The 11,420-nt window shown below is 51.1% G+C and carries 14 protein-coding genes; 12 read left to right on the top strand and 2 right to left on the bottom strand.

The window, feature by feature from the left end:
- The first annotated feature begins 132 nt into the window (after positions 1 to 132).
- From rpoE to acpS, 11 genes are all read left to right on the top strand, one after another.
- Positions 133 to 711, top strand: a complete 579-nt coding sequence (gene rpoE / locus ACF2G4_RS09840; protein WP_243077381.1) for an RNA polymerase sigma factor RpoE — start codon at positions 133 to 135, stop codon at positions 709 to 711.
- A 27-nt stretch (positions 712 to 738) separates the two neighbouring features.
- Positions 739 to 1,392, top strand: coding sequence for an anti-sigma-E factor RseA (rseA, locus tag ACF2G4_RS09835; protein ID WP_409074751.1), 654 nt, complete (start codon positions 739 to 741; stop codon positions 1,390 to 1,392).
- Positions 1,392 to 2,348 carry a sigma-E factor regulatory protein RseB gene (gene rseB / locus ACF2G4_RS09830; protein ID WP_215845838.1) on the top strand — a complete coding sequence of 319 codons (957 nt, stop codon included), beginning with the start codon at positions 1,392 to 1,394 and terminating at the stop codon, positions 2,346 to 2,348. Before rseA ends, rseB begins: the two co-directional genes overlap by 1 nt.
- The gene (rseC, locus tag ACF2G4_RS09825; protein ID WP_215845839.1) at positions 2,345 to 2,809 is read left to right on the top strand and encodes a SoxR-reducing system protein RseC; all 465 of its coding nucleotides are present in this window, start codon (positions 2,345 to 2,347) and stop codon (positions 2,807 to 2,809) included. The genes rseB and rseC overlap by 4 nt, the downstream gene beginning before the upstream one ends.
- Positions 2,810 to 3,027: 218 nt before the next feature.
- On the top strand, positions 3,028 to 4,827 hold the full coding sequence (gene lepA, locus ACF2G4_RS09820) for a translation elongation factor 4 (RefSeq protein ID WP_243077383.1): 1,800 nt from the start codon (positions 3,028 to 3,030) through the stop codon (positions 4,825 to 4,827).
- 9 nt (positions 4,828 to 4,836) lie between these two features.
- Complete coding sequence (gene lepB, locus ACF2G4_RS09815; protein WP_215845840.1) at positions 4,837 to 5,811, top strand: signal peptidase I; 975 nt, start codon at positions 4,837 to 4,839, stop codon at positions 5,809 to 5,811.
- Positions 5,812 to 5,942: 131 nt separating this feature from the next.
- Entirely contained in the window at positions 5,943 to 6,623 is a 681-nt protein-coding gene (rnc, locus tag ACF2G4_RS09810; protein WP_215845841.1) for a ribonuclease III, read from the top strand.
- A complete protein-coding gene (gene era, locus ACF2G4_RS09805) occupies positions 6,620 to 7,525 on the top strand; it encodes a GTPase Era (protein ID WP_215845842.1) in 906 nt (301 codons plus the stop codon). The genes rnc and era overlap by 4 nt, the downstream gene beginning before the upstream one ends.
- Positions 7,526 to 7,529: 4 nt before the next feature.
- Entirely contained in the window at positions 7,530 to 8,258 is a 729-nt protein-coding gene (gene recO / locus ACF2G4_RS09800) for a DNA repair protein RecO (RefSeq protein WP_243077385.1), read from the top strand.
- 72 nt (positions 8,259 to 8,330) lie between these two features.
- Positions 8,331 to 9,062 carry a pyridoxine 5'-phosphate synthase gene (gene pdxJ, locus ACF2G4_RS09795; RefSeq protein ID WP_243077386.1) on the top strand — a complete coding sequence of 244 codons (732 nt, stop codon included), beginning with the start codon at positions 8,331 to 8,333 and terminating at the stop codon, positions 9,060 to 9,062.
- Entirely contained in the window at positions 9,062 to 9,442 is a 381-nt protein-coding gene (gene acpS, locus ACF2G4_RS09790) for a holo-ACP synthase (protein ID WP_243077387.1), read from the top strand. Before pdxJ ends, acpS begins: the two co-directional genes overlap by 1 nt.
- Here acpS and ACF2G4_RS09785 read toward each other — a convergent pair.
- Positions 9,439 to 9,687 (bottom strand): YfhL family 4Fe-4S dicluster ferredoxin, encoded by a 249-nt coding sequence (locus ACF2G4_RS09785; RefSeq protein WP_215845845.1) that lies wholly within the window; start codon positions 9,685 to 9,687, stop codon positions 9,439 to 9,441. The genes acpS and ACF2G4_RS09785 overlap by 4 nt on opposite strands.
- 54 nt (positions 9,688 to 9,741) lie before the next feature.
- On the bottom strand, positions 9,742 to 10,581 hold the full coding sequence (locus tag ACF2G4_RS09780; RefSeq protein ID WP_215845846.1) for a MurR/RpiR family transcriptional regulator: 840 nt from the start codon (positions 10,579 to 10,581) through the stop codon (positions 9,742 to 9,744).
- Between the two features lie 156 nt (positions 10,582 to 10,737).
- On the opposite strand from ACF2G4_RS09780, the gene yfhb reads away from it, so the two are divergent.
- Positions 10,738 to 11,376 carry a phosphatidylglycerophosphatase C gene (gene yfhb / locus ACF2G4_RS09775; RefSeq protein ID WP_215845847.1) on the top strand — a complete coding sequence of 213 codons (639 nt, stop codon included), beginning with the start codon at positions 10,738 to 10,740 and terminating at the stop codon, positions 11,374 to 11,376.
- The last annotated feature ends 44 nt before the right edge of the window (positions 11,377 to 11,420 follow it).

Below are 11,420 nucleotides of genomic sequence, written 5' to 3'. Positions count from 1 at the left end.
GCGGTAATAATCAGGGCGATAAGTGAACTTTACGCCATATCATGACTCTAAGCGCATGCTTGCTCAGAACAATGAGATGTGCTGGCAGTTCCTTTACGCATTAGAAATGAATTTGGGGAGACATTACCTCGGATGAGCGAGCAGTTAACGGATCAGGTTCTCGTTGAGCGGGTTCAGAAGGGAGATCAAAAGGCTTTCAACTTACTGGTTATTCGTTACCAGCATAAAGTGGCGAGCCTGGTTTCACGCTATGTTCCCTCAGGGGACGTGCCTGACGTAGTTCAGGAGTCTTTCATTAAAGCTTACCGCGCACTGGACTCGTTCCGTGGCGATAGTGCTTTTTATACTTGGCTGTATCGAATTGCGGTCAATACCGCTAAAAATTACTTAGTTGCTCAGGGGCGTCGTCCACCTTCTAGTGATGTGGATGCAATTGATGCGGAAAACTTTGAAAGTGCAGGTGCACTGAAAGAAATTTCGAACCCTGAGAACTTAATGTTGTCAGAAGAACTGAAGCAAATTGTCTTTCGTACCATTGAGGCGCTTCCTGAGGATTTGCGTATGGCAATCACCCTCAGGGAACTGGATGGGCTAAGTTATGAAGAAATTGCCGCCATCATGGATTGTCCGGTAGGTACCGTACGTTCGCGTATCTTCCGTGCACGAGAGGCTATTGATAATAAGGTTCAACCGCTTATCCAACGTCAGTGATAACGGCTACTGGAAGGGTACTTAGGCATGCAGAAAGAAAAACTTTCCGCTTTAATGGATGGTGAAACCCTTGATAACGAACTTTTTTCGGCGTTATCAAAGGATGCTGAGCTACAGAAAAGCTGGGAAAGCTACCATCTGATTCGCGACACAATGCGTGGCGATGTTGGCGATGTCCTGCATTTTGATATCTCTGCACGCGTAGCTGCTGCCATCGAAAAAGAGCCGCTGCGTAAAATCACTACGTTGATTCCTGAAGCGCAGCCAGAACCGTCTCGCTGGGAAAAAATGCCGTTCTGGCACAAGATGCGTCCGTGGGCTGCACAGTTAACCCAGGTCGGCGTTGCAGCTTGTGTTTCTCTGGCTGTGATTGTGGGTGTTCAGCATTACAATCAGCCTGGAAGCAGCAGCGTTGAATCTTCAGATTCGCCGGTATTCAATACGCTGCCTATGATGGGCAAGGCATCACCCGTCAGTTTAGGTGTGCCGTCTGATGCATTTGATACCAACAGCGCTAATCAACAGGTTCAGGATCAGCGTCGTCGCGTTAATGCCATGCTGCAGGATTATGAATTGCAGCGTCGTTTGCACGCTGATCAACTGCAGTTTGAAACTGACGCGCCTAAACAAGCGCAAACCAATGTTCCCGGAACTCAATCCTTAGGAATTCAGCAGCAGTAATGAAGCAGCTTTGGTGTGCCGTTAGCCTGCTGGCAGGCAGCCTGCTTTGGTCATCTACCGCCCCAGCGCAAACCTCTGCGTCTGGGGCGTTGTTACAACAGATGGAGCAGGCAAGCCAGAACCTCAACTACGAATTCGCCTATATCAACGTTTCTCGCATCGGTATTGAATCGCTGCGTTATCGTCATGCCGTGATTGATAACCGCGTTTTCGCTCAGCTATTGCAGATGGATGGACCGCGCCGTGAAATTATTCAGCGCGGTAACGATATTAGCTATTTTGAGCCCGGCCTTGATCCTTTCTCTCTGCCAGGTAATCACATCATTGATGCGTTACCGTCACTGATTTTCGCCGACTTCTCAAAACTTAGCAGCGCTTACGATTTCATTACTGTTGGTCGTTCTCGTATCGCCGATCAAATGTGCGATGTACTGCGCATTGTTTCGCGCGACGGCACGCGCTACAGCTATGTAGTCTGGCTGGACGTGGATACTAAGTTGCCGCTGCGAATTGATTTACTGGACCGTGATGGCGAAACGCTTGAGCAATTCAGGGTAATCAGTTTTGCTGTTGATGAAGGCGTACGTAATCTGATGCAAGGGCTGGAGAAAGCGAATTTACCGCCATCACTCTCCGTGCCGAAAGGCGATAAAGCGACGCTGACGTGGCAGCCTTCCTGGATTCCAGCGGGCATGGCGCTTGTGTCCCAAAATCGTCGTGACATCCCGGCAATGAACAAAAGCGTCGAATCACGGCTTTACAGTGACGGCCTGTTCAGTTTTGCCATTAACGTTACCTCAGCCGATAAAAGCAGCACGACCCAGACATTGCGCACTGGACGTCGTACCGTACAAACCGTTTTGCGTAATAATAGTGAGATAACGGTCGTCGGCGAGTTACCGCCTACGACGGCAAAACGCATTGCGGACAGCATCGATTTAGGGTCACAAAAATGATGAGAGAATGGGCCACCGTGGTGGCATGGCAGGATGGTATCGCAACGTTGCATACTGAGGCGAAAACCTCCTGTAGTAGCTGCTCAGCGCGTAAAGGTTGCGGCAGCCATATGCTTAACAAGCTTGGCCCAAAGAATGCTCATGTCATGCAGATCGCCAGCAGCAAACCGCTGGAACCGGGCCAACGTATTGAATTGGGTATAAAAGAAAGCAGTCTGCTCGGTTCAGCGTTACTGGTATATATGACACCGCTGTTTGGCCTTTTCCTTCTTGCTGGCCTATTTCAGGCGCTATTTAATAGTGATCTTGCGGCAGCGAGTGGGGCCTTATTAGGCGGCATTGGCGGTTTTATTGTGGCAAAAGGTGTGTCGATGAAATTTGGTGACCGCGAAGCCTTCCAGCCTGTAATACTCAATATCGCTTTACCGCCTGATGCGCTGCGCGTTGAAAGCGAAGCGTGATCCTCATCCAGGCCGCATAGCTCGCGGCCTTCGTCATGTCCCCTCTCGCCACAATCTGTTGTGATTCCATCACGTTCCATTCTTTTATGCGCGGCCTTAACAGTGTAATATGCGTCGTCATTAATGAGGCTGACAGGATTGTGGGTAAAGAGCGATCTTCCTGAATGTGTCTGTGCTCAGGTTTTCAACTGATTTTCTACGTGAAGATATTCATATAAATGAAGCACATCCGAAATTTCTCCATCATCGCGCACATTGACCACGGCAAATCGACGCTCTCTGACCGCCTGATTCAAATTTGTGGTGGCTTAACCGATCGCGAAATGGCTGCGCAGGTTCTGGATTCCATGGACCTAGAACGCGAGCGCGGTATTACTATCAAAGCGCAAAGCGTAACCCTCGATTATAAAGCGTTAGACGGCGAAACTTACCAGCTCAATTTCATCGATACTCCGGGACACGTTGACTTCTCTTATGAAGTTTCTCGCTCATTGGCTGCCTGTGAAGGGGCATTGCTGGTGGTGGACGCCGGGCAGGGTGTAGAAGCGCAAACCCTGGCTAACTGTTACACAGCGATTGAGATGGATCTGGAAGTGGTGCCGGTCCTAAACAAAATTGACTTGCCAGCGGCCGACCCCGATCGTGCGGCGCAAGAAATCGAAGATATTATCGGTATCGATGCCACTGATGCGGTTCGCTGCTCGGCTAAAACCGGCGTTGGCGTACCCGAAGTGCTTGAGCGACTGGTACGTGATATTCCAGCACCGGAAGGTGATCCTGATGCGCCGCTTCAGGCGTTGATCATCGATTCCTGGTTCGACAACTATCTTGGCGTGGTGTCACTGGTGCGTGTTAAGAACGGCACCATGCGCAAAGGCGACAAGATCAAAGTTCTGAGTACGGGGCAGGTTTACAATGCCGATCGCCTTGGCATCTTTACGCCGAAGCAGGTTGATCGCACGCAGTTAAACTGCGGTGAAGTAGGCTGGTTAGTCTGTGCGATTAAAGACATTCTTGGCGCACCCGTAGGCGATACTTTAACTGGCGCACGTAACCCAGCGGATAAAGCATTGCCAGGCTTCAAAAAAGTGAAGCCGCAGGTCTACGCGGGTTTATTCCCAATCAGCTCTGATGATTACGAAGCTTTCCGTGACGCGTTGGGTAAACTCAGCCTGAACGATGCTTCTCTGTTTTATGAGCCAGAAAGCTCTACCGCGCTAGGCTTCGGTTTCCGCTGTGGCTTCCTCGGTTTGCTGCACATGGAAATCATCCAGGAACGTCTGGAGCGTGAATACGATCTCGATCTGATCACCACCGCACCAACAGTGGTCTATGAAGTCGAAACCACCGGTGGTGAAGTGATCTATGTCGACAGCCCATCCAAGCTGCCGCCACTGAACAATATTCAAGAACTGCGTGAACCGATTGCAGAGTGTCATATGCTGCTGCCTCAGGAATATCTGGGCAACGTCATTACGCTATGCATCGAGAAGCGTGGCGTGCAAACCAACATGGTTTACCATGGCAATCAGGTTGCGCTGACGTATGACATTCCAATGGCTGAAGTGGTTCTCGACTTCTTTGACCGATTGAAATCGACGTCACGCGGCTATGCCTCGTTGGATTATAACTTTAAACGTTTTCAAGCCTCTAACATGGTGCGCGTCGACGTTCTGATCAACTCTGAACGTGTAGATGCGCTTGCGCTCATCACCCATAATGAAAATGCACCGTATCGTGGACGTGAACTGGTTGAGAAAATGAAAGAACTCATCCCACGTCAGCAGTTCGATATTGCAATTCAGGCGGCGATTGGCAACCACATCATTGCTCGCTCAACAGTTAAACAGCTGCGTAAAAACGTTCTCGCCAAGTGTTATGGCGGTGACGTTAGCCGTAAGAAGAAACTGTTGCAGAAGCAGAAAGACGGTAAGAAGCGAATGAAGCAGGTCGGTAACGTTGAGCTGCCGCAGGAAGCGTTCCTTGCCATTCTGCATGTCGGTAAGGACAGCAAATAAGGACTTACAATGGCTAATATGTTCGCCCTGATTCTGGCGATAGCAACACTGATTACAGGCATTATCTGGTGTATCGATCGGTTCAAATGGGCGCCTGCACGTCGTGCCCAACAAGCCGCAGCGCAAGCACAGACAGGTAACACGCTGGACAGCAAAACGCTGGCAAAAGTGTCGCCGCAGCCCGGTTGGATTGAAACGGCAGCGTCCGTTTTCCCCGTTCTTGCGGTGGTGTTCATTGTGCGTTCGTTTATCTACGAACCGTTCCAGATTCCGTCTGGATCAATGATGCCAACGCTGTTGATTGGTGATTTTATTGTGGTTGAGAAGTTCGCATATGGCATTAAAGATCCCATTACGCAAACCACACTCATTCCCACTGGTCAGCCAAAGCGTGGTGACATCGCGGTATTCAAATACCCGAAAGATCCAAGCCTGGACTATATCAAACGTGTTATTGGCTTGCCTGGCGACAAAGTCACTTACGATCCTTACAGTAAAACACTGACGGTGAATCCGAACTGCAACCAGGATAAAGCTTGTACGACTGCGTTGCCGGTGACTTATACCGATGTGGCACCAAGCAGCTTTATTCAGACCTTCAGCGGGTTTGATGGTAACGAAGCCGGTAATGGTTTCTACCAAGTCCCTCAGGGTGAGAACATGCGCGGCGGTTTGCGCCTGGGTACACGTAAAGAGACGCTGGGTAATGTTACTCATGACATTCTGCTGGTGAACGAAGCACAAAGTCAGGCGGGGATGTATTACCAGCAGCCAGGCCATCCACAGTCAAGTTGGGTGGTGCCGCAAGGGCAATATTTCATGATGGGCGATAACCGTGATAACAGCGCCGACAGCCGCTACTGGGGCTTTGTCCCAGAACGCAATCTGGTCGGTAAAGCGGTCGCTATCTGGATGAGTTTTGATAAACAAGAAGGTCAGTGGCCAACCGGTGTTCGACTCAGTCGAATTGGCGGCATTCACTGACAGTAATCGCCTGATCCTCAGGCAATCAAGTGGCCTCCAGCGGGAGGCCACTGCACACCAAACAGAATGTGTTGGAATCTCAGCCCTGTTTGGTATGCAGAGTCACAGACGCAAAAAAGAACTGGAATCGCATGAACCCCATCTTGATTAACAAGCTTCAGCGCAAACTGGGCTACACTTTTATTCATCCGGAATTGTTACAGCAAGCGCTCACACACCGTAGCGCAAGCAGTAAACATAACGAGCGTCTTGAGTTTCTTGGCGATTCTATTCTCAGCTATGTGATTGCAAATGCACTTTATCACCGCTTCCCGCGGGTAGATGAAGGTGACATGAGTCGCATGCGTGCCACGTTGGTACGCGGTAATACGCTGGCTGAGATGGCACGAGAGTTCGATCTTGGCGAATGCCTGCGTTTGGGCCCGGGTGAACTGAAAAGCGGCGGTTTCCGTCGCGAATCCATCCTCGCGGATACGGTGGAAGCGCTGATTGGCGGTATCTTCCTCGACAGTAGTATCCAGACGGTGGAACAACTGATCCTTGACTGGTATCAGACGCGCCTGGACGAAATCAGCCCTGGCGACAAACAAAAAGACCCTAAAACGCGCCTGCAAGAGTATTTGCAAGGTCGTCATCTGCCGCTACCAAGTTATTTAGTGGTGCAGGTGCGTGGCGAAGCCCACGATCAGGAATTCACCATTCACTGTCAGGTGAGTGGCATGGCCGAACCGGTAGTGGGCGTAGGCTCCAGCCGCCGTAAAGCAGAACAAGCAGCCGCTGAACAAGCGCTGATTAAGTTAGGACTCGAATGAGCGAACACGTTACCTATTGCGGCTTCGTCGCAATTGTAGGCCGACCCAACGTCGGCAAATCCACTTTACTGAACCAGTTGCTGGGGCAGAAGGTGTCGATCACCTCGCGTAAGCCGCAGACCACGCGCCACCGCATTATGGGTATTCATACCGAAGGCGCTTATCAGGCGATTTACGTCGATACGCCGGGCTTGCACATGGAAGAGAAGCGCGCGATTAACCGCCTGATGAACCGTGCAGCCAGCAGCTCAATCGGCGATGTTGAGCTGGTGATTTTTGTTGTAGAAGGCACGCGCTGGACACCAGATGATGAAATGGTGTTGAACAAGCTGCGCGACGGCAAAGTGCCGGTACTGCTTGCTATAAACAAGGTCGACAACGTTCAGGATAAAAGCATTCTGCTGCCGCATCTGAAGTTCCTTAGCGAACAGATGAACTTCATGGATATCGTACCGATCTCTGCAGAAAGCGGTAAAAACGTCGATACCATTGCCGCAATTTGCCGCAAGCACCTCAAGCCCGCTGAGCATCATTTCCCGGAAGATTACATCACCGATCGCTCACAGCGCTTTATGGCATCTGAGATCATTCGTGAAAAGCTGATGCGTTTCTTGGGTGCTGAGCTGCCTTATTCGGTCACCGTTGAGATTGAACGCTTCGTCTCTAATGAACGTGGCGGTTATGACATCAATGGTCTGATTCTGGTCGAACGTGAAGGGCAGAAGAAGATGGTGATCGGTAACAAAGGCGCCAAAATCAAAACCATTGGTATCGAAGCACGTAAAGACATGGAAGACATGTTTGAATCAAAAGTGCATCTCGAACTGTGGGTGAAGGTGAAATCGGGTTGGGCAGACGACGAACGTGCGCTGCGTAGCCTGGGTTATGTAGACGATCTCTAATCCGATGGAAGGCTGGCAACGCGCCTTTGTGCTGCATAGTCGCCCTTTCAGCGAGACCAGCCTGCTGCTCGATCTGTTTAGCGAGAGTCAGGGCCGGGTGCGTGTCCTTGCCAAAGGCGCACGCTCCCGGCGTTCACAGCTTAAAGGTGCGTTGCAGCCGTTTACACCGCTGTTAGTTCGCTGGAGTGGGCGTGGCGAGGTCAAAACGCTGCGCAATGCAGAAGCCGTGTCGCTGGCTTTACCGTTAAACGGCACCACGCTCTACTGCGGCCTGTACGTCAACGAGCTGCTGTCTCGCGTGCTGGAGCAGGAAATTCCCTTCTCGGAACTCTTTTTCGATTATCTCAATTGTCTTCAGGAACTGGCTGCTAGCAGCGGCTCGCCGGAGCCGGCGTTACGTCGCTTTGAATTGGCGATGTTGGGCCATCTTGGTTATGGGGTGGACTTCCTGCATTGTGCCGGTAGCGGCGAACCTGTTGCTGATGCAATGACCTACAGTTATCGCGAAGAGAAGGGATTTATCGCCAGTTTGGTCGTGAATCAGCGCAGCTTTACCGGGCGAGAGTTGCGTGCGTTGTGTGAGCGTGAATTCCCCGACGCGGCGTGCTTACGTGCCGCTAAACGTTTTACTCGCATGGCGCTGAAACCCTATTTAGGGGGCAAGCCATTAAAAAGTCAGGAACTGTTTCGCCAGTTTGTGCCGAAAAAGAAACCCGACGCGGCGAGTGAATAGCGCTGGTCATACCGCTTATGGCTTGCAACACGTTACACTCATAATTTCGACGTTAAAGAACTGAGGATTGTCATGGCTGAGTTGCTATTAGGGGTCAACATTGATCATATCGCCACGGTACGTAACGCGCGTGGCACTCATTACCCCGATCCGGTGCAGGCAGCATTTATTGCCGAGCAAGCGGGTGCGGATGGAATTACTGTTCATCTGCGCGAAGATCGCCGTCATATCACCGATCGCGACGTCCGTATTCTGCGTGATACCATTCAGACGCGCATGAATCTGGAAATGGCCGTCACGGATGAAATGATCGGCATTGCCTGCGAAATCAAACCGCAATTCTGCTGCCTCGTTCCAGAAAAACGTCAGGAAGTGACGACGGAAGGGGGGCTGGATGTGGCGGGCCAGCAAGACAAACTCAATGCGGCAGTTAAGCTGCTGAGCGAAGCCGGTATTCTGGTTTCACTGTTTATCGATGCCGATCATCGTCAAATCGAAGCAGCCGTTACCAGCGGCGCACCTTATATTGAGATTCACACCGGTGCCTACGCCGAAGCGCCAGAAGGTTTAGCGCGTGAGGCTGAACTCGCACGTATTCGCAAGGCTGCGACTTTTGCCGCCAGCCTCGGTTTGAAAGTAAACGCCGGTCATGGTCTGACTTATCACAACGTACTGCCGATTGCTGCGCTGCCGGAAATGCACGAGCTGAACATTGGTCATGCGATCATTGGACGCGCTGTCATGAGCGGTCTGCCAGACGCAGTAAAAGAGATGAAGCAGTTGCTGAGAGAAGCGCGTCGCTAATGGCTATTCTCGGGCTGGGCACCGATATCGTAGAAATTGAGCGTATCGCGGGAGTGATTGAACGCTCTGGCGATCGTTTAGCGCGTCGCGTGTTGAGTGAAGCAGAATGGCAGCAGTATCAGGCGCATCAGCAGCCTGTACGCTTTTTGGCAAAGCGGTTTGCGGTGAAAGAAGCGGCAGCGAAGGCTTTTGGCACCGGTATTCGCGGTGGTTTAGCCTTCAACCAGTTTGAAGTGTACAACGATGACCTGGGTAAGCCAGGTTTACGCTTTTTTCAGCATGCTGCCGAAGTGGCTCAGCGGCTGGGCGTAAACGCTGTGCATGTCACGCTGGCAGATGAGCGTCATTATGCTTGCGCCACGGTAATCATCGAAAGTTAGCCGTGCAGCTCGACAAACTTTTCCCACAGCGCATCGCGTGATTCGGTGTGCTGTGGATCGATAATAATTGTGTTATCGATAGGGCAGACGCTCTGGCAAGTGGGTACATCATAATGTCCAACGCATTCTGTACAGCGGCTGACATCAATTTCATAAATCATATCACCCAACGAAATGGCCTGATTCGGGCATTCCGGTTCGCACATATCGCAGTTAATGCATTTGGCCGTGATCAACAGCGCCATAATCCCACCTGATAACAACAGAAAAAACGCGGGTATTATACGTGTTGAGTCTGATCAGACCAGCTTTTTCACTAAGGCTTCACTGTGACGAATATGGCTGGAGGCACGTTCTGGATCGTTTTGTACCAGCGCCATGAACAGCAGGTCGGTGAGTGCTAACTGTGCAGTCGTTGAAGAGATAGCCGCGCTACGCGTGCTTTGTTCTTCTGCCACGGTATAAAGGCAATGCGTTGCGCACTGTTGTAAGGTGTTGGGTGTGAAGCCAGTAAAAGCGAGCACGCTTGCCCCTATGCTTGCGGCTTCCTGTGCGGCCAAATTAATCTCACGGCGTTCGCCGGTATAGGAGATTGCCAATAAAACGTCGCCGGGCCCCATCGCCTGAACGCTTGCCAGCAATGCGTGCATATCCTGCTCAGCGACTGCGTTAATTCCAATCTTCATCAGTTTCCACGAAAAGTCTTTTGCCACTAAACCTGACGCGCCAATACCCACTAATAAAGTGCGCCGGGCATTTTTAAGTAACAGCAAGACGTCACGAAGCTTCTCTTCGCTATTAATATCCAGCGTGGCGCGGATCGCAGAAAGCTTTTCAGCCAATAATTTCTCGCCGACGGTTTTCAGCGGATCGTCACTTAAAATATGGTTATGCACGGTAATCGCATCCTTGTCTGCCAGCGATTCGCTTAACGCTAACTTCAACGCCGGAAAGCCTTTGTAGCCCAGTTTCTGGGCAAACTTCACCACGCTTGACTGGCTGACACCCGACTCTTCAGCCAGTTTTTGTGAACTGAGATGTCGAGCCCGATCCGGTTGCGATAACAAAAAATCTGCCAGTCGGCGCTCGTTCAGCGCCAGGCGTGGATAGAGCTGGCGTATACGCAGCAATGAACTCATGCCCGATCCTCAAGGTATTAGGAATTATTCTGAGAAGAATAAACTATTCATCGGGGATTGTAGTCATTGGAATTAAAAATGACAGTCATCGCCGCGTCGCCTGATGATAGCTACAATAAAGGCTGTTAACGCAAAATCAGCGAAAAGGAGAGTTGTTTGACCAAAGGTACACAACGTCGCGTGGTGTTTTTTGACCTGGATGGCACTCTGCATCAACAGGACATGTTCGGCACCTTTATGCGTTATTTGCTGCGGCGTAAGCCGCTAAATGTATTGTTGGTGGTGCCATTGCTGCCGGTGGTAGGACTGGGCTTGCTTTTTAAAGGGCGGGCAGCGCGCTGGCCGATGAGCCTGCTGCTATGGTCAATTACATTTGGTCGCTCTGAAAACACCTTATTACGTCTGGAAGCAGAGTTTGCGCAATGGTTTCGTCTGCGGGTAAAAGCTTTTCCGGTGGTACAGCAGCGGCTGACTGACTATCTCAGCAGCGATGATGCAGACGTGTGGTTAATTACCGGCTCGCCACAATCGCTGGTCGAGCAGGTCTACTTCGACTCTGCTTTCTTGCCACGGGTTAAACTCATCGCCAGCCAAATGCAGCGTGGATTGGGTGGTCGCGTGCTCGCGATGCGCTGTCTCGGCCATGAAAAAGTGGCACAACTGGAAGAAAAGATTGGCACACCGCTACAACTTTACAGCGGTTACAGCGACAGCAAGCAAGATAACCCACTGCTGTTTTTCTGCCAACATCGCTGGCGCGTGACGCCAGGCGGTGAGTTGCAGCAACTCGAATAAGCTGCTTCGAATCTGGTGAAGAGATCGCTATAATGCGCCGCTTT

The sequence above is a fragment of the Pantoea phytostimulans genome, assembly GCF_046118715.1.
Lineage (GTDB): Bacteria > Pseudomonadota > Gammaproteobacteria > Enterobacterales > Enterobacteriaceae > Pantoea > Pantoea phytostimulans.
The sequence above is the reverse complement of the archived record's forward strand: the minus strand, read 5'-3'. Positions and strand labels throughout refer to the sequence as shown.